Raw genomic sequence first — 17,530 nt, 5'->3', positions numbered from 1 at the left:
TGCGCCCGGCAAGCATCCACTATCAACCACCGACCAACCACCGACGAGAGTTTCACGAGGGAAGAACATGAGCGGACACGGAGCACCCACCATCGACATCACCGGCCTGCAGGCGGAGACCGGCGCGCTAAGGCTCGCGATAGTGGCCGCCAGTTGGCACACCGAGATCATGGACGGGCTGGTCGACGGCGCGCTGCGGGCGGCAACGGAGGCAGGGATCGGGGAACCGGCCCTGGTCCGGGTGCCCGGTGCCTTCGAGCTGCCCGTCGCCGCCGCCCGGCTGGCACCGCACTATGACGCCGTGGTGGCGCTCGGCGTCGTGATCCGCGGCGGAACTCCGCACTTCGAGTACGTCTGCCAGGCCGCCACCGAGGGCCTGACGAGCGTCAGCGTGCAGACCGGGAAGCCGGTGGGCTTCGGGGTGCTCACCTGCGACACGGAGCAACAAGGCCTGGACCGAGCCGGCCTGGCGGGCTCCAGCGAGGACAAGGGCCACGAAGCGGTTACCGCCGCCCTGGCGACCGCGGCCACGCTCCGAGGCCTCGGCGTCTGAAACCGGACCGCCGCGCGTCGCCGCGTCTGAAACCGGAGCGCCGCGCGTCGCCGCGCCTGAAACCGGACCGCCGCGCGGCGCCGGAGGCATTCGTCACAATGGGAACGGCGGTTTGCCGCCCCCATGCGCTCCTGACGTAGTCTAAAGGGCGTGAAATCCTTCGAATCCCTGTTTGCGGAACTGAGCGAAAAGGCGCAGCGGCGCCCGGAGGGCTCCCGTACGGTAGCCGAGCTGGATTCCGGCATCCACGGAATCGGGAAGAAGGTCGTCGAAGAGGCCGCCGAAGTCTGGATGGCAGCCGAACACGAATCCGACGAAGCAGCCGCCGAGGAGATCTCCCAGCTGCTCTACCACCTGCAGGTACTGATGATCGCCAAGGGCCTGCGGCTGGAAGACGTCTACAAGCATCTGTAGCGGGACGCCGCCCGAGCCGGCGCCCCGCCCAGACCCAGGCCGATTCCACACTTGCGCGGCCCTGCTGCGGCCGCGACGATTCCAGAAAGACTCCACATGCTGCGTGTAGCTGTTCCCAACAAAGGCTCCCTGTCCGAAGCCGCCTCCGCCATGCTGGGCGAGGCGGGCTATCTCCAGCGCCGCGACAGCCGCGAACTGGTCATGACCGATGCGGACAACGATATTGAGTTCTTCTTCCTGCGTCCGCGCGACATCGCCGTCTACGTAGGCGCCGGCACCCTGGACGTCGGCATCACCGGCCGTGACCTGTTTTTGGATGCACAGGTGGAGGCCGTCGAGCTGATGAACCTGGGCTTCGCGGCGTCCACGTTCCGGTTCGCCGGCCCGGTCGGCGAGTTCAGCAGCGCCGGGCAACTGAACGGCAAGCGCCTGGCCACCAGCTATGACGGGCTGCTGCGCAGCTACCTGGCGGAGCACGGCATCGACGCCTCCGTCGTCCGGCTGGACGGCGCGGTCGAATCCTCCGTGCGCCTCGGCGTGGCCGACGCGATCGCCGACGTCGTGGAGACCGGCAACACGCTCCGGGCCGCCGGCATGGAGATCTTCGGCGATCCCATCCTGAAGTCCGAGGCCGTGTTGATCGGCCGCGCGGGCGAGACCTCGCCCAACGGACTGGACGTGCTGATGCGCCGACTGCGGGGCGTCATTGTTGCCCGCGAGTACGTCATGATGGACTACGACATCCGCAAGGACCTCGTGGACGCCGCCGCGGCGCTGACCCCGGGGCTGGAGTCACCCACCATCTCGCCGCTGCGCGATACCGGCTGGGTGGCCGTCCGCTCGATGGTCCGCCGCACGCAGACCAACCGCATCATGGACGAGCTCTACGACCTCGGCGCACGGGCCATCCTGGTCAGCACCATCCACGCCTGCCGCATCTGACCGCCCTGGAGTAAGCCATGACTGTTGCCATCCGTGTGATCCCCTGCCTGGACGTCGACGCCGGACGCGTGGTCAAGGGGATTAATTTCGAGGGCCTGCGCGACGCCGGTGACCCGGTGGAACTGGCGCACCGGTACGACCGGGCCGGAGCCGACGAGCTGACCTTCCTGGACGTCACCGCCTCCTCCGGCAACCGCGAAACGACGTTCGACGTCGTGGCCCGCACCGCCGAGGAAGTCTTCATCCCGCTGACCGTGGGCGGCGGCGTGCGCGAGGTCGCCGACGTCGACAAACTGCTGCGTTACGGGGCGGATAAAGCCGCCATCAATACCGCCGCGGTCGCCCGGCCCGATGTGATCGACGAGATCACCCGCCACTTTGGTTCCCAGGTGCTGGTGCTCTCGCTGGACGCACGCCGGACCGAGGATCCCTCGGTGGCTTCCGGATTCGAAGTCACCACGCACGGCGGCCGCAAGGGGACCGGGATCGACGCGGTGCAGTGGGCACGCGAAGCGGCCGACCGCGGAGTGGGGGAGCTGCTGCTCAACTCCATCGATGCCGACGGGACCAAGGACGGGTTCGACCTGGAAATGATCCGGGCGGTACGGGCCGCGGTGAAGGTCCCGCTGATTGCTTCCGGCGGCGCCGGCAAGCCCGCGCATTTCCCGCCGGCCGTCGCCGCGGGGGCCGACGCGGTGCTGGCCGCGTCGGTCTTCCACTTCGGGCCCGACGACGCCATCGCCCAGGTCAAGCAGGCGATCCGGGACGCGGGCTACCCGGTCCGTTGAGTCCCGGAGCCGGGAAGCGGAAGCTCAGAGGCCGATTTCGGCGCTGTCCAGCAGGGCCACGGCATCGTCCTGGCCCTCGAAGGTGACCAGGGCATGCTTGGCCCGGCCGGACGCATGCATCAGCAGTTCGCCCGGTTCTCCGACGATCGCCACCGAGACCGGCGCGCGTTTGGCCACGTGCCGCGGACCGTCCGGACGCACCAGCACGATGCCCAGGTCCACTCCGCGGTACAGCAGGGCCGCGCGCCTGATGAGTTCGTCCCACAGCGCCGACGAATAGTCCTCGTCCAGCGCCCGCGGTGCCCAACGGTCGGTAGCCCGCCGGACGTCTTCGGTGTGGACGAAGAACTCCACCAGATTGGCAACCCTGTCCACCCCGGGCACCCGGAACGGGGACAGGGCCGGTGGTCCGGCGCGGAAGGCTTCCACCAGCCTGGCATAGCCGGCCGGTTCCCGGGCTTTGTCCGCCACCTTTCGGGTGGCCTCGTCCGAGACCCGGGCGAGGGGCTTAAAGGCCAGGCCGAGGGCGGCACCCACACGGTGCTCCCGGATGTACAGGTGGGCGGCCAGTTCTGCTGTCCTCCACCCCTCGCACAGGGTGGGCGAATCCGGCCCGGCAGCCAGCAAGGTCTCGGCCAGGACTTCACGGGACGGATCTACGAAATGCATCACCATGAACCTAGCACGAAGAAGGCGCCTGCGGGCCGGTAAATGGGTCCGTGCCCGCCGTCCTGGCGCGGGCGGGAGCCGTCGGGACTTGGCACTAGACTTGTAGCGATGCCTTCCGAGTCTGGTTCCCCGAATACAATGCCGTCCGCTGCCGGCGCTACGGCCCTTGACCCCGCCGTCGCCGGGCGACTCAAGCGCGACTCCGCCGGCCTGGTGGCTGCGGTCGTCCAGCAGTTCGATTCCGGCGAGGTGCTGATGCTGGGCTGGATGGACGACGAGGCGCTGCACCGCACCTTGACCAGCGGCCGCGTGACCTTCTATTCGCGTTCGCGCCGGGAATACTGGCGCAAGGGCGACACGTCCGGCCACGTGCAGTACGTGAAGTCCGTGGCCCTGGACTGCGACGGCGACGCCCTGCTGGTCCGGGTGGACCAGGTCGGTGCCGCCTGCCACACCGGCACCCGCACCTGCTTTGACGGCCGCGGCCTCGACGCCGTCGCCGGCCACGGCGCCGAACCGGGCGGCGGCGCAGGAGCGTCTGGCACCTGAACGGAACTCATGACCACCGCAGTATCAGCCACTGAAGCGAAAGACAGATAACGCATGCAGGACCTTGGCGTCATCAGCCCCAGCCTGGAGGAATTCCGCGCGCTTGCGCGCGACCGCAGGGTCATCCCGGTCTCCATCAAGGTGCTCGCCGATGACCAGACTCCCATTTCCATTTACCGCAAGCTGGCGGATTCCCGGCCGGGAACGTTCCTGCTGGAGTCGGCCGCCGTCGGCGGAGTCTGGTCCCGCTATTCCTTCATCGGCGCCAACTCGCGGGCCACGCTGACGACCAGGGACGGACAGGCGCACTGGCTGGGGGAGCCGCCGGTGGGCGTTCCGCGCGCGGGCAACCCGGTGGAGGCGCTGCGCGCGACCGTGGAGGCGCTGCGGACCGAACGGTTCGATTCGCTGCCGCCGTTGACTTCCGGGTTGGTGGGCTTCGTCGGCTGGGAGGCCGTGCGGCACTGGGAGAAGCTGACGTCCCCGCCCGAAGACGACCTGAACCTGCCCGAGCTGGCCATGAACCTGGTCACCGACCTGGCCGTGCACGACAACGCCGAGGGCACGGTCACGTTGATCGCCAATGCCATCAACTTCGACAACCGCGACGAGCGCGTGGACGAGGCGTGGCTGGACGCCGTCAAACGCGCCAAGCACCTGCTGGCCCAACTCGCTGAACCGCTGGCGCAGCAGGTGTCGGTGCTGGAAGACGCCGCGCTGGAAACCGCGGACCTGATGAACAGCGTCACCCACCGCTGGGCCCGTGAGAAGTACCTGGCCGCCGTGGAGCGCGGCAAGGAAGCAATCGTCGACGGCGAAGTGTTCCAGGTCGTGATCTCGCGCCGGTTCGAAGCCGAATGCTCAGCCGAGGCGCTCGACGTCTACCGCGTGCTGCGGAACCTCAATCCCAGCCCCTACATGTACCTGTTCAGCCTGGAAGATTCCGACGGCGTGGGCTACTCGATCGTGGGATCCTCCCCGGAGGCGCTGGTCACCGTGACCGGCGACGAGGTCATTACGCACCCGATCGCCGGCTCCAGGCCCCGCGGGCACAGCGTGGAGCATGACAAGGAACTGGCCGAGGAGTTGCTGGCGGACAAAAAGGAACGCGCCGAGCACCTGATGCTCGTGGACCTGGCCCGCAACGACATCTCCAAGGTCTGCAAACCAGGCAGCGTCGACGTCACGCAGTTCATGGAGGTGGAGAAGTTCAGCCACATCATGCATCTGGTCTCCACCGTGGTTGGCCGGCTGTCCCCGGATAAGACCGCCTACGACGTGCTGGCCGCGACGTTCCCGGCAGGTACGCTCTCCGGCGCACCCAAACCCCGCGCCCTGAGGCTGTTGGACGAACTGGAACCGCACCGCCGGGGTATTTACGGCGGCGTCGTGGGCTACCTGGACTTTGCCGGGGACATGGACATGGCCATCGCCATCCGCTCGGCGCTGCTGCGCGGCGGCGTTGCCTACGTCCAGTCCGGCGGCGGGATCGTGGCCGACTCGCAGCCGGAGGCCGAGGCGTTGGAAACCGTGAACAAGGCGGCGGCGCCGCTGCGGGCAGTGACCCTGGCGGCGCGGCTCCATCGGGCCAATCCGGCACACGTACCGGTCAAGGGGCAGCAATGAGCGACGAGAACACCTCCCCGGCGCGGGACGCGGAACCGGAGCGGCGGCCGTCCCCCGCGCGATGGCAGCGCAAGGGCACCGTGGTGCTTGCCGCCGTCGTGATCTCGTTGGCCGCCTTTGGCACCACGACGCAAACCTGGCTCACGGCCCGGTTCCCGGGAACCCGGGTGCAGACCCCCGACGTGAGCGTGGCCGGCAGCGATGCCGCCACCGCCGTGACAGCCCTGGCACTCGTGGCACTGGCCGCCGCGTTGGCCGCTTCCATCGCCGGCCGGATCGCCCGCATCGTGATCGCCGTGCTCCTGGCGGCGGCCGGCATCGGCATCGCCGCCGCCAGCTTCACCGTGGTCGCCAACCCGGCCGGGGCCGCTTCGGCGGCCATCGGCGAGGCGACCGGGCAGATCGGGGGAGAGGCCGCCGTCGACATCACGGTTTTCCCGTACCTGGGGGCAGTTGCCGGTGTCCTGCTTTTGCTGGCGGCTGTCTGGCTGATGGTGGCCGGACGGTCCTGGGCCGCGTCGAAGAAGTATGTGCCGGCGACCGAGCGGCAGGCCGACGGGATGCCATCGGACAGGGCCGGCAGCGTCGACGAAATCGACAGCTGGGACCAGCTCAGCCGGGGCAAGGACCCGACGGACTGAACCGCCGCCAGCGGCCGGCACCGGGAACCGGGGCATCCGGCAGCCGTGTCACACTGGCCTGCCGGTCCCGCAAACAATGGCAGAATGAAGTAGCAGAACCGTTTTTAGAGGGAGATACACCATGGGCAACCAGGCCACCGCCACCGAAACCGCGATGAAGACGGACCCGGCAGGCAGCATCCACGACGAGGTCATCGGCCACGGGAACAGCCCGGCCGCCTGGACCTGCGTGCTCATCATGATCGCGGGCTCCATCGTGGCAGGCATCGGCTTCGCCATGGCCTCGTCCCTGGTCTTCTGGGCCGGCATGGCGGTCGTCTTCATCGGCCTGATCGTCGGCGGAATCATGAAGAAGGTCGGCTACGGCGTGGACGGCAGCAAGATCCAGGGCAGCGGACACTGAGCGTGACCGTTCTCGACGACATCATCGTTGGAGTCCGCGAAGACCTCGAGTCCCGGCGCGCCCAGGTTCCCTTGGCGCAGATCCAGCGGCTGGCGGCCGGCGCGCCGGCCCCGCGTGATGCCTACGCAGCCCTGGGCGGCAACGATTCGCCGCGAACCGCGCTCAAGGTGATCGCCGAGGTCAAGCGCAAGAGCCCCTCCAAAGGCGACCTGGCTTCCATCAGCGACCCGGCCCAACTGGCGGCCGGTTACGAACGCGGCGGCGCTGCGGTCATCAGCGTGTTGACGGAGCAGCGCCGGTTCAACGGCTCGCTGGCGGATTTCGACGCCGTGCGCGCCGCGGTGGACGTGCCGCTGCTGCGCAAGGACTTCAACGTCGATGAATACCAGATCTTCGAGGCACGCGCCCACGGCGCGGACCTGGTGCTGCTGATCGTCGCCGCCTTGGACGACGACCGGCTGAAGGCCTTGCTGGCGCTGACGCACGAACTGGGCATGGAGGCCTTGGTGGAGACCCATACCGCCGAGGAGATCGACCGGGCCGTCGCCGTCGACGCACGCATCATCGGCGTGAACGTCCGCAACCTGAAGACCCTCGACGTGGACCGCTCGGTGTTCGCCGGGCTGGCAGGCCGGATTCCCTCCAGTGCCGTGGTGGTGGCCGAGTCGGGAGTCCGCGGAGCGGACGATGTGCGTGACTACGCCAGCCAGGGCGCCAACGCCGTCCTGGTAGGCGAAGCGCTGGTCATCACGGGTGATCCGGAAGCGGCCGTTGCCGAATTCGGCGCGGCGGGCGCCGAGGCCATTGCCGCGCGCCGCTGAGCCCGCGGGCCACACAACCTAAGAATCCTTAGAGGGGCAGACAGGGGCCATCTGCGGCTCCGCGTCCTGCCTCCAGTAACAGACAGGACGGCCATGACGCAGAGCCCCGATACCCCGGCGGAGCCCGGAAACACGCAGGAAGCCGATGCCTTCCTGGCCGGAGACAGCCTCCGCCATGCCCCCGGCCCCTACTTCGGTGCCTTCGGCGGGCGGTGGATGCCGGAATCCCTGATTGCTGCGCTGGACGAACTGGAAGACACCTTCGAAAAGGCCAAGGCCGATCCCGAATTCACCGCCCAGGTCGCCGAGCTGAACAAGAACTATTCGGGCCGGCCCTCGCTGCTGACCGAAGCCAAGCGCTTCTCGCAGCATGCGGGCGGCGCCCGGATCTTCCTCAAGCGCGAGGACCTGAACCACACCGGCTCACACAAGATCAACAACGTGCTGGGACAGGCGCTGCTGGCTCAGCGGATGGGCAAGACCCGCATCATTGCGGAGACCGGTGCCGGCCAGCACGGCGTGGCCAGCGCCACCGCCGCCGCGCTGCTCGGCCTGGAATGCGTGGTCTACATGGGCGCCGAAGACACCCGCCGGCAGGCCCTGAACGTGGCCCGGATGGAACTGCTCGGAGCCACCGTCGTGCCCGTCACCGCCGGGTCGCAGACGCTCAAGGACGCCATCAACGAAGCCCTGCGCGACTGGGTGGCCAACGTGCACAACACCCACTACCTGCTCGGAACCGCTGCCGGCGCCCACCCCTTCCCGGCGCTCGTCCGCTACTTCCATGAAGTCATCGGCGAGGAAGCCCGCGCCCAGATCCTGGACCAGACCGGCCGGCTTCCGGACGCCGTCTGCGCCTGCATCGGAGGCGGTTCGAACGCCATCGGCATCTTCCACGGCTTCCTGGACGACCGGAACGTCGCGCTGTACGGCTTTGAAGCCGGCGGCGACGGCGTCGACACCGGCCGCCATGCCGCCACCATCACGCTGGGCCGGCCCGGAGTCCTGCACGGCGCGCGCTCCTACCTCATGCAGGATGAGGACGGCCAGACCATCGAGTCGCATTCAATATCGGCCGGGCTGGACTACCCCGGCGTCGGACCGGAGCATTCCTACCTGTCGGACATCGGCCGGGCCAGCTACGAACCGGTCACCGACAGCGAAGCGATGGATGCGTTCCGGCTGCTGTGCCGTACCGAGGGCATCATCCCGGCGATCGAATCGTCGCACGCCTTGGCCGGAGCGCTGCGGGTGGGCAAGCGCCTGACCGAGGGACGGGACAATCCGCAGGACGTCATCATCGTCGTCAGCCTTTCGGGCCGGGGCGACAAGGACGTCGCCACCGCCGCCGAGTGGTTCGGCCTGCTTCCGGAGGAATCACCCGAAGCAAGCATCGGTTCCGAAGGAGAGCAGCTGTGAACAACACCGCCATCGCCAGCAAGTCCGCCGCGGCCATCGACAGGGCCCTGGCCGACGGCCGGACCGCACTGGTCGGCTATCTGCCCGCAGGATACCCGGACGTCCAGACCACTATCGACGCCGCCGTCGCGCTGGCGGAGAACGGTGCCGATGTCATTGAAATCGGCATCCCGTACTCGGATCCGGTGATGGACGGCGCGGTCATCCAGGCCGCTACGGTCCAGGCGCTGAAGGACGGTTTCCGGGTCAGCCAGGTGTTCGATATCGTCGCCGGGATCACCGCCCGCTGCGATGCCGCCGTCCTGGTGATGACGTACTGGAATCCGGTCATGCGGATGGGCGTTGACGAGTTCTCCCGCCGGTTGGCCGAGGCCGGCGGCGCCGGGCTGATCACCCCGGACCTGATTCCGGACGAGGCGGCCGAATGGTTCGAGGCTTCGGACAAGTACGGGCTGGACCGCGTGTTCCTGGTCGCCCCGTCGTCCTCTCCGGAGCGGATGGCGATGACGGTCAAGGCCAGCCGCGGATTTGTCTACGCGGTATCGATCATGGGCGTCACCGGTGCCCGCGAGAGTGTGTCCAGCGCCGCCGAGCGTGTGGTCCGGTCGGCGCATGAGGCCGGAGCCGAACGGGTCTGCGTTGGCCTGGGGATTTCCAGTCCCGAGCACGTGCGCGAGATCGGCGCGTATGCCGAGGGCGCCATCGTGGGCACCGCGCTGGTGGCCGAACTCGGCAACTCCGGTGTGCCGGCACTCGGCAAGCTCGCGGCGCGGCTGAGCGAAGGCACAGCCCGGGCCTGACAGAATAAGCGGTGGCCAGCGGTCCGCCGCGGCCGCGCCCGACCTGCAAACTCCGGCCAAGAGGACTTACCTGGTGTACAGCACGACTATTGCAACGGCCGTACCGGCATCCATCCCCAGCCCCGGCTGGTCCGGATTCAGCATCGGCCCGCTCACCATCCACGCCTATGCCCTGTGCATCCTGCTGGGCATCGTCGCGGCAATCTGGCTCACGCACCGCCGTTGGAAGGCCCGCGGCGGGCCGGAGGAGTTCATCTGGGACGTGGCCATCTGGGCCATCCCGTTCGGCATTGTCGGCGGCCGCCTTTACCACGTGTTTTCCTCGCCCGATGCCTACTTCGGGCCGAACGGCGACCTCGGCCTGATCCCACAGATATGGCGCGGCGGGCTGGGAATCTGGGGTGCCGTGGCTCTCGGCCTGGTCGGTGCCTGGATCGGCTGCCGCCGGGCCGGCTTCAAGCTGCCGGCCTTCATGGATGCCGCCGCACCAGGGGTACTCCTGGCCCAGGCGATCGGCCGCTGGGGCAACTGGTTCAACCAGGAGCTCTTCGGCGCTCCCACCACGCTGCCCTGGGGTCTGGAGATCGACGCCGACAACCCCAACTTCCCGGCCGACGCGGCACCGGGGACCTTGTTCCACCCCACCTTCCTCTACGAGTCGCTGTGGAACCTGGCCGGGGTGGCCCTGCTGCTGCTCTTGGACAGGCGCTTCAAGTTCCGCCGCGGCATGCTGTTCTGGCTGTACGTCGCGTTCTACACCCTCGGCCGGGTCTGGATCGAAATGCTGCGCATCGACGACGCCGAGATGGTCACGCTCTTCGGCATCACCCAGCGGCTGAACGTCTGGACGTCGCTGCTGCTGCTGGTCGCCGCCGTCGTGATCTTCGTTGTGCTGTCCCGCCGCCCGCGCACCGCGGAAACCGACTCCCTGTACCTGCCGGGCCGGGAGCCGTCCGGCGCCGCGGCGGCGGAATCCGGGCAGGCAACGGTCCTGCAGGAGAACGCCCCCGAGCACGACGGCGGTGCGCGCGCCGCGGGAGCCGGATCTTCCGTGATCGCTGGGGAGAAGGGGGAAACCCCTGCCGGGACGCCCGACCCGAAGGGCGGGGAGCCTGCCCCACAGGGCGCGGCGCCGACCGGCACGGCCGTTGAGCCGGGGTCGAAGGACACGGAGCCCACCCCGGACGAAGCGCCGGCAGCCGAGGAAGCCGGGCAGCCTGCGGCGCCCGCCGACGCCGCCGCCGAGAACGACCCGCCCCGGGCGGACAACAACCGCCCCCGGAACTAGTTTCCCCGCGCAGCCGCCGGAATAGTAGCATCCCTACGTTCCGGCGGCTTCGTGCACTCCGGGCCTCCGATAACAATCCGGAAGGCGGTCGGTAAAAAACCCGAAAAGCCTGTGTCGCGGGGTGCCTGCCGTGCTATCGTCGCTCTACCGCAGAACAGACTCGTTCCGCGGGCCGGTCCCACCTTGACGGGCGGGCCGAACGATCAGTACGCACCTCCCGGACCACCGACCGGGCGCAGGCATGCGGCGTACCGACCACACTGACGTGGATTCTCCGCCGGACAAGGCGCACCACCCAGTGCGGTCCCGGCGGCCGTGGCCGATTGACCGCACAGTTCATCCTGGCGGCCCCCATCCGACCCCTTGGACACCGAATACGCTGTGCGGGGTGAGCTGGCCATAGAATCCCGGTGCATCACCGGCCGGCTTGCCCACAAGCCGCCCGGGCGGGGCCAGCGCCGTCCCCCTTCTCACCTACATCCAGGAGAAGGAAGTTCAGATGACTCCTCCGTTCAAGGGGTCCAGCACCCCGCGCAGCCTCGGCGGCGGACACGGGCGCCGGCACACCACAGTGCCCTCGCCGTTCAGTCGTTTCGCCGCCTACCCGGAAAAGACCGGGCTGTACGACCCCGCCCACGAAAAGGACGCCTGCGGCCTCGCCGTGATTGCCACCCTGCGGGGCGAGCCGGGCCACCACATCGTCGACGCGGCGCTGACGGCGCTGCGCAATCTGGAACACCGCGGCGCAGTCGGCGCCGATGAAGGAACCGGCGACGGCGCCGGGTTGCTCACCCAGATCCCCGATGAATTCTTCCGGGCGGTGGTGGGCTTCGAACTTCCGGAGCCCGGCCGGTATGCCGCCGGGACCGCTTTCCTGCCCAGCGACGAGTCTGAAGCGGCGGCGGCGCGGGACGGCGTGGAATCCATCGCCGCTTCCGAAGGCCTGAAGGTCCTCGGCTGGCGCGACGTCCCGGTGGTGGCCGAGCTCGTCGGCGCCCTGGCGCGGTCCTGCATGCCCCACTTCGCCCAGGTGTTCCTGGGCCTCGACCCGGCCGATGCCGGCGGCAGCGACGTGGATGCCCGCGTTTTCCGCGTCCGCAAGCGCGCGCAAAACAAGTACGGCGTGTACTTCCCGTCGCTGTCGTCGAAAACCATCGTCTACAAGGGAATGCTGACCACCGCGCAGCTGGAACCCTTCTACCCGGACCTCTCCGACCCCCGCTTCAAGACGAAACTGGGTATTGTCCACTCCCGCTTCTCCACCAACACTTTCCCCTCATGGCCGCTGGCCCAACCGTTCCGCACCATTGCGCACAACGGCGAGATCAATACGGTCAAGGGCAACCGCAACTGGATGCGGGCCCGCCAGTCGCAGCTGAAGGGCCCCCTGCTGGGGGAGACGCCGGAAGAGCTCTTCCCGATTTGCACGCCCGGCGCCTCCGACTCCGCCTCTTTTGACGAAGTCGCCGAACTGCTGATGCTCTCCGGCCGCCCGATTACGCACGCGATCATGATGATGATTCCCGAGGCGTGGGAGAACCACGCCACGATGGACCCGGAGCGGCGTGCTTTCTATCAGTACCACTCCATGCTGATGGAGCCGTGGGACGGCCCCGCGGCCGTTTCCTTCACCGACGGCAGGCTCGTGGGCGCGGTGCTCGACCGCAACGGCCTGCGCCCGGCCCGCTACTGGGTCACCGAGGACCGGCTGGTCGTGCTGGCCTCGGAGGTCGGCGTCGTCAACATCGAACCGGCGGAGGTGGTCAGGAAGGGCCGGGTCTCGCCGGGGAAGATGTTCCTGGTGGACACCGAAGCCGGGCGGCTGGTCGAGGACGAGGAAATCAAGGCCGACGTCGCGGCGGCCAACCCGTGGGGCGAATGGCTCAAGGAAAACATGATCCGGCTGGAGGACCTGCCGGAGCGCGAGCACGTGGTGCACACCGCCGCGTCCGTCAACCTCCGCCAGCGGACCTTCGGCTACACGCAGGAAGAGCTGCGGATCCTGCTGGGCCCGATGGCCCGCACCGGCGCCGAACCGCTGGGGGCCATGGGCACCGACACCCCGATCGCCGTGTTGTCCAAGCGCCCGCGGCTGCTGTTCGACTACTTCGTGCAGTCCTTCGCGCAGGTGACCAACCCTCCGCTGGATGCCATCCGCGAAGAACTGGTGACGTCGCTGCGTTCGTCGATCGGTCCCGACGGCAACCTGCTGGCCACCGGCCAGGTGCGCACCACCCAGGTGTCGCTGAACTTCCCCGTGGTCAACAACGACGAACTGGCCAAGATCGCCGCGATGGCAGACGAGGAAGGCAACCGCCTCACGCTGAAGGTGAGTGGCCTGTACCGGCCCGACGGCGGCGCCGCCGAGTTGGCTGCCCGGCTGCAGGAAATCTGCGAAAAGGTTTCCGGCGCGGTCAACCGCGGCGTGAAGTTCATCGTGCTCTCGGACCGGGACTCGAACGCCCAGTGGGCGCCGATCCCGTCGCTGCTGCTGACCAGTGCCGTGCACCACCACCTGCTCAAGAGCGCCAACCGGACCAAGATCTCGCTGCTGGTGGAAGCCGGCGACGTGCGCGAGGTCCACCACGTCGCCGCTCTCATCGGGTACGGCGCCTCGGCCGTGAATCCGTATCTGGCGATGGAAAGCTGCGAGGAACTGGTGCGCAACGGCGACATCCAAGGCGTCAGCGAAGCCCAGGCCGTGCAGAACCTGATCAAGGGCCTGGGCAAGGGCGTGCTCAAGATCATGTCCAAGATGGGCATCTCCACCGTCGCCTCCTACTGCGGCGCCCAGACGTTCGAAGCCATCGGACTCGCCCAGTCCCTGGTGGACCAGTACTTCGCGGGAACGCAATCGCAGCTCGGCGGCGTGGGCCTGGACGTCATCGCCGCCGAGGCCGCGGCCCGGCACGCCCAGGCCTACCCCTCCGACGGGATCGAAGACCCCCACCGGACCCTTGAGAACGGCGGCGAGTATCAGTGGCGCCGTGAAGGACCACCGCATCTGTTCAACCCGGAGACGGTGTTCCGGCTGCAGCATGCCACCCGCGAACGGCGCTACGACGTGTTCAAGGCCTACACCCGCGGCGTGGACGACCAGGCCAAGGAGCTGATGACGCTCCGCGGCCTGTTGAAGTTCAAGGCCGGCACCCGCCCGCCCGTGCCGCTGGAGGAGGTCGAACCGGTCTCCAGCATCGTCAAGCGTTTCTCCACCGGGGCCATGAGCTACGGCTCCATCTCGCAGGAGGCGCACGAGACCCTGGCCATCGCCATGAACCGGCTGGGCGGGAAATCGAACACCGGCGAGGGCGGCGAGGACGTCGACCGGCTGCTGGACCCGGTGCGCCGGTCGGCCATCAAGCAGGTGGCGTCCGGCCGGTTCGGCGTCACCAGCCTGTACCTGACCAACGCCGAGGACCTCCAGATCAAGATGGCCCAGGGAGCCAAGCCCGGCGAGGGCGGCCAGCTGATGAGCCAGAAGGTCTACCCCTGGGTGGCCCGGACCCGGCATTCCACACCGGGCGTCGGCCTGATCTCGCCGCCGCCGCACCACGACATCTACTCGATCGAGGACCTGGCGCAGCTGATCTACGACCTGAAGCGTTCCAACCCCTCGGCACGCGTGCACGTGAAGCTGGTGGCCGAAGTCGGGATCGGCACCGTGGCGGCAGGCGTGACCAAGGCGAAGGCCGACGTCGTCCTCGTATCGGGGCACGACGGCGGCACCGGCGCCAGCCCGCTGAACTCGCTCAAGCATGCCGGCGCGCCCTGGGAACTGGGGCTGGCCGAAACGCAGCAGACGCTGATCCTCAACGGCCTGCGGGACCGCGTGGTGGTGCAGGTGGACGGGCAGTTGAAGAGCGGCCGCGACGTGATGGTTGCGGCGCTGCTGGGCGGCGAGGAATTCGGCTTCGCGACCGCGCCGCTGGTGGTCTCCGGCTGCATCATGATGCGCGTCTGCCACCTGGACACCTGCCCGGTGGGGGTTGCCACGCAGAACCCGGAGCTCCGCCGCCGCTTCACCGGCAAGCCCGAGTTCGTGGTGAACTTCTTCGAGTTCATCGCGGAGGAGGTGCGCGAGCTGCTGGCCGGACTGGGCTTCCGCAGCCTGGCAGAAGCCATCGGCCATGCGGAGCTGCTGGACACCCGCGAAGCGGTCGACCACTGGAAGGCCGACGGCCTGGACCTGGCACCGATCCTGCGCGGCTACGGCACCGACTCCGACGTCCCGCTGCGCAACATGACCACGCAGAACCATGAACTGGACAAGCACTTTGACAACCAGCTGATCGCCATGAGCTCCGACGCGCTGACCCACCGCGAACCGGTGCGGATCAGCCTGGACGTGATCAACACCGACCGGTCCGTGGGAACGATGCTCGGCCACGAAGTGACCAAGCGCTTCGGCATCGAGACCCTGGCGGACGACACCATCGACGTGACCCTCACGGGCCAGGCCGGACAGTCGCTGGGCGCTTTCCTGCCCGCCGGCATCACGCTGCGGCTGCTCGGCGACTCGAACGACTACGTCGGCAAGGGACTTTCCGGCGGCCGGATCATCGTCCGGCCGGACCGGGCCAACACGTTCGCGTCCGAACACAACGTGATCGCGGGCAACGTCATTGGTTACGGTGCCACCAGCGGGGAGATGTTCCTGCGCGGCCAGGTGGGAGAGCGGTTCCTGGTGCGCAACTCGGGCGCCACCGCCGTCGTCGAAGGAATCGGCGATCACGGCTGCGAGTACATGACCGGGGGACTGGCCCTGGTCCTGGGCCGGACCGGACGCAACTTCGGCGCCGGCATGTCCGGCGGCGTGGCCTACGTGCTGGACCTGGACCGGAGCCGGCTCAACACGCAGAGCACGGACAACGGCGAATTGCAGCTGCTGCGGCCGGACCCGGTGGACGAAGAAATAATTGCCGCCTTGCTCAAGAAGCATGCGGAGGAAACCGGCTCCCGGCTGGGCGCGCGCCTGCTCGAGGACCTCGAAGATACCCTGACCCGCATTACCAAGGTGCTGCCGCGCGACTACGCGGCGGTGCTGCAAGCCCGGGCGAACGCCGAAGCCGAAGGGCTGGACCCCGACGGCGACGTTGTCTGGACCCGAATCCTGGAGGTAACCGGTGGCTGACCCACGCGGATTTATGAAAGTGCGGGAACGCCAGACCCAGCCCCGCCGTCCGGTCCCCGTGCGGATCATGGACTGGAAGGAAGTCTACGAAGCGCAGGAGAAGGGCGTGCTCCGCAGCCAGGCCGGGCGCTGCATGGACTGCGGCATCCCGTTCTGCCACCAGGGCTGCCCGCTGGCCAACCTGATCCCGGAGTGGAACGACCTGACCTGGCGCGGCAAGGACCAGGAAGCGATTGAGCGGCTGCACGCCACCAACAACTTCCCGGAATTCACCGGCAGGTTGTGCCCGGCGCCGTGCGAGGCTGCCTGCGTGCTGGGCATCAACCAGCCGGCGGTGACCATCAAGCAGGTGGAAGTCTCCATTATCGAGGAAGCGTTCGACCAGGGCTGGGTGACTCCGCACGCGCCGGAGCGGTTGACCGGGCACACCATCGCCGTCGTCGGATCCGGTCCCGCAGGGCTGGCGACGGCGCAGCAGCTGACGCGGGCCGGCCATACGGTGGCGGTGTACGAGCGCGACGACAAGGTGGGCGGCTTGCTGCGCTACGGCATTCCCGACTTCAAAATGGAAAAGCACTACCTCGACCGCCGGCTGGAGCAGATGCGTGCCGAGGGCACCCGGTTCCGCACCGGGATCGAGGCCGGCAAGGACATCAGCTGGGACCAGCTGCGCCGCCGCTACGACGCCGTGGTGATCGCGACGGGCGCCACCGTGCCACGGGACCTGCCGATCCCCGGGCGCGGGCTGTCCGGCGTGCACTTCGCCATGGACTACCTGGTGCAGGCCAACCGGGTGGTGGCCGGCGAGGCGGTCCCGGACCAGATCGACGCCCGGGGCAAGCACGTGGTGATCCTGGGCGGCGGCGACACCGGCGCGGACTGCCTCGGCACGGCGCACCGACAGCAGGCGGCATCGGTGACCACCCTCGCCATCGGCAAGCAGCCGCCGGCCCAGCGTGCTTCGCACCAGCCCTGGCCGACGTTCCCCACCCTGTTCGAAGTGGCCAGCGCCCACGAGGAAGGCGGCGAGCGGACCTACCTCGCCTCCACCGTGGAGTTCGTGGGCGAAGACGGTGTGCTCACGGCGCTGAAGGTCGCCGAAACCGAGTTCGTGGACGGCCGGCGGGTGCCCAAGCCCGGCACCGAGCGGGAGATCCCGGCGGACCTGGTGTTCCTGTCCCTCGGCTTCACCGGTCCGGAGCAGGCCGGGCTCGGCGCCCAGGTCAACGCGGCCTTCGACGAGCGCGGGAATGTCGCCCGCGACGGCGGCTACATGACCGGCACCAAGGGCATCTTCGTGGCCGGCGACGCCGGGCGCGGACAGTCCTTGATTGTGTGGGCGATCGCCGAAGGGCGCGCCTGCGCGGCCGCCGTCGACCAGTGGTTGACCGGAAGTACGCGGCTGCCGGCCCCGGTGGCCCCGGACGACCGTGCGATCGCGGTGCTGCCCTAGCGGGGCACGCCCTGCGCAATGGCCGCATTCTGA

15 protein-coding genes are annotated in these 17,530 nt (G+C 68.6%); 14 read left to right on the top strand and 1 reads right to left on the bottom strand.

Going from position 1 to position 17,530, the window contains the following annotated elements:
* Positions 1 to 67 precede the first annotated feature (67 nt).
* The 4 genes from ribH (at position 68) to hisF (ending at position 2,697) form a co-directional block, all read left to right on the top strand.
* A complete protein-coding gene (ribH, locus tag AC5RVD_RS14475; protein WP_494108758.1) occupies positions 68 to 553 on the top strand; it encodes a 6,7-dimethyl-8-ribityllumazine synthase in 486 nt (161 codons plus the stop codon).
* A 150-nt stretch (positions 554 to 703) separates the two neighbouring features.
* Positions 704 to 967, top strand: coding sequence for a phosphoribosyl-ATP diphosphatase (locus tag AC5RVD_RS14470; RefSeq protein ID WP_493987366.1), 264 nt, complete (start codon positions 704 to 706; stop codon positions 965 to 967).
* A gap of 96 nt (positions 968 to 1,063) precedes the next feature.
* Positions 1,064 to 1,909, top strand: a complete 846-nt coding sequence (gene hisG / locus AC5RVD_RS14465; RefSeq protein ID WP_494112554.1) for an ATP phosphoribosyltransferase — start codon at positions 1,064 to 1,066, stop codon at positions 1,907 to 1,909.
* A gap of 17 nt (positions 1,910 to 1,926) precedes the next feature.
* Entirely contained in the window at positions 1,927 to 2,697 is a 771-nt protein-coding gene (gene hisF / locus AC5RVD_RS14460) for an imidazole glycerol phosphate synthase subunit HisF (protein ID WP_494112553.1), read from the top strand.
* Between the two features lie 24 nt (positions 2,698 to 2,721).
* On the opposite strand, the gene AC5RVD_RS14455 is transcribed toward hisF, so the two are convergent.
* Positions 2,722 to 3,366, bottom strand: coding sequence for a TIGR03085 family metal-binding protein (locus AC5RVD_RS14455; RefSeq protein WP_494112552.1), 645 nt, complete (start codon positions 3,364 to 3,366; stop codon positions 2,722 to 2,724).
* A 138-nt stretch (positions 3,367 to 3,504) separates the two neighbouring features.
* Between AC5RVD_RS14455 and hisI the strand changes: the two genes are divergently transcribed.
* From hisI to AC5RVD_RS14405, 10 genes are all read left to right on the top strand, one after another.
* Positions 3,505 to 3,915, top strand: a complete 411-nt coding sequence (gene hisI / locus AC5RVD_RS14450; RefSeq protein ID WP_494112599.1) for a phosphoribosyl-AMP cyclohydrolase — start codon at positions 3,505 to 3,507, stop codon at positions 3,913 to 3,915.
* A 54-nt stretch (positions 3,916 to 3,969) separates the two neighbouring features.
* The gene (locus AC5RVD_RS14445; RefSeq protein WP_494127305.1) at positions 3,970 to 5,541 is read left to right on the top strand and encodes an anthranilate synthase component I; all 1,572 of its coding nucleotides are present in this window, start codon (positions 3,970 to 3,972) and stop codon (positions 5,539 to 5,541) included.
* Entirely contained in the window at positions 5,538 to 6,182 is a 645-nt protein-coding gene (locus AC5RVD_RS14440; RefSeq protein WP_494127304.1) for a Trp biosynthesis-associated membrane protein, read from the top strand. Before AC5RVD_RS14445 ends, AC5RVD_RS14440 begins: the two co-directional genes overlap by 4 nt.
* Before the next feature lie 121 nt (positions 6,183 to 6,303).
* Positions 6,304 to 6,585 carry an HGxxPAAW family protein gene (locus tag AC5RVD_RS14435; RefSeq protein ID WP_494120579.1) on the top strand — a complete coding sequence of 94 codons (282 nt, stop codon included), beginning with the start codon at positions 6,304 to 6,306 and terminating at the stop codon, positions 6,583 to 6,585.
* 2 nt (positions 6,586 to 6,587) lie between these two features.
* Entirely contained in the window at positions 6,588 to 7,406 is an 819-nt protein-coding gene (gene trpC / locus AC5RVD_RS14430) for an indole-3-glycerol phosphate synthase TrpC (RefSeq protein ID WP_494120580.1), read from the top strand.
* Between the two features lie 93 nt (positions 7,407 to 7,499).
* Positions 7,500 to 8,825, top strand: coding sequence for a tryptophan synthase subunit beta (gene trpB / locus AC5RVD_RS14425; RefSeq protein ID WP_494127303.1), 1,326 nt, complete (start codon positions 7,500 to 7,502; stop codon positions 8,823 to 8,825).
* Positions 8,822 to 9,625 (top strand): tryptophan synthase subunit alpha, encoded by an 804-nt coding sequence (trpA, locus tag AC5RVD_RS14420; protein ID WP_494112546.1) that lies wholly within the window; start codon positions 8,822 to 8,824, stop codon positions 9,623 to 9,625. The genes trpB and trpA overlap by 4 nt, the downstream gene beginning before the upstream one ends.
* A 73-nt stretch (positions 9,626 to 9,698) precedes the next feature.
* On the top strand, positions 9,699 to 10,913 hold the full coding sequence (lgt, locus tag AC5RVD_RS14415) for a prolipoprotein diacylglyceryl transferase (RefSeq protein ID WP_494127302.1): 1,215 nt from the start codon (positions 9,699 to 9,701) through the stop codon (positions 10,911 to 10,913).
* 499 nt (positions 10,914 to 11,412) lie between these two features.
* Positions 11,413 to 16,044 carry a glutamate synthase large subunit gene (gltB, locus tag AC5RVD_RS14410; protein WP_494127301.1) on the top strand — a complete coding sequence of 1,544 codons (4,632 nt, stop codon included), beginning with the start codon at positions 11,413 to 11,415 and terminating at the stop codon, positions 16,042 to 16,044.
* Positions 16,037 to 17,497, top strand: a complete 1,461-nt coding sequence (locus AC5RVD_RS14405) for a glutamate synthase subunit beta (RefSeq protein WP_494127300.1) — start codon at positions 16,037 to 16,039, stop codon at positions 17,495 to 17,497. The genes gltB and AC5RVD_RS14405 overlap by 8 nt, the downstream gene beginning before the upstream one ends.
* Positions 17,498 to 17,530 lie beyond the last annotated feature (33 nt).

This window comes from Arthrobacter sp. THG-b23 (assembly GCF_059091265.1).
This window is presented reverse-complemented; position numbering and strand designations above follow the sequence as displayed.

Bases quoted from the DNA above. Each gene is read 5' to 3' on its own strand.
- ribH (WP_494108758.1), top strand. From the start codon at position 68: ATGAGCGGACACGGAGCACCCACCATCGACATCACCGGCCTGCAGGCG.
- hisG (WP_494112554.1), top strand. From the start codon at position 1,064: ATGCTGCGTGTAGCTGTTCCCAACAAAGGCTCCCTGTCCGAAGCCGCC.
- hisF (WP_494112553.1), top strand. From the start codon at position 1,927: ATGACTGTTGCCATCCGTGTGATCCCCTGCCTGGACGTCGACGCCGGA.
- AC5RVD_RS14455 (WP_494112552.1), bottom strand. From the start codon at position 3,366: ATGCATTTCGTAGATCCGTCCCGTGAAGTCCTGGCCGAGACCTTGCTG.
- hisI (WP_494112599.1), top strand. From the start codon at position 3,505: ATGCCGTCCGCTGCCGGCGCTACGGCCCTTGACCCCGCCGTCGCCGGG.
- AC5RVD_RS14445 (WP_494127305.1), top strand. From the start codon at position 3,970: ATGCAGGACCTTGGCGTCATCAGCCCCAGCCTGGAGGAATTCCGCGCG.
- AC5RVD_RS14440 (WP_494127304.1), top strand. From the start codon at position 5,538: ATGAGCGACGAGAACACCTCCCCGGCGCGGGACGCGGAACCGGAGCGG.
- AC5RVD_RS14435 (WP_494120579.1), top strand. From the start codon at position 6,304: ATGGGCAACCAGGCCACCGCCACCGAAACCGCGATGAAGACGGACCCG.
- trpB (WP_494127303.1), top strand. From the start codon at position 7,500: ATGACGCAGAGCCCCGATACCCCGGCGGAGCCCGGAAACACGCAGGAA.
- gltB (WP_494127301.1), top strand. From the start codon at position 11,413: ATGACTCCTCCGTTCAAGGGGTCCAGCACCCCGCGCAGCCTCGGCGGC.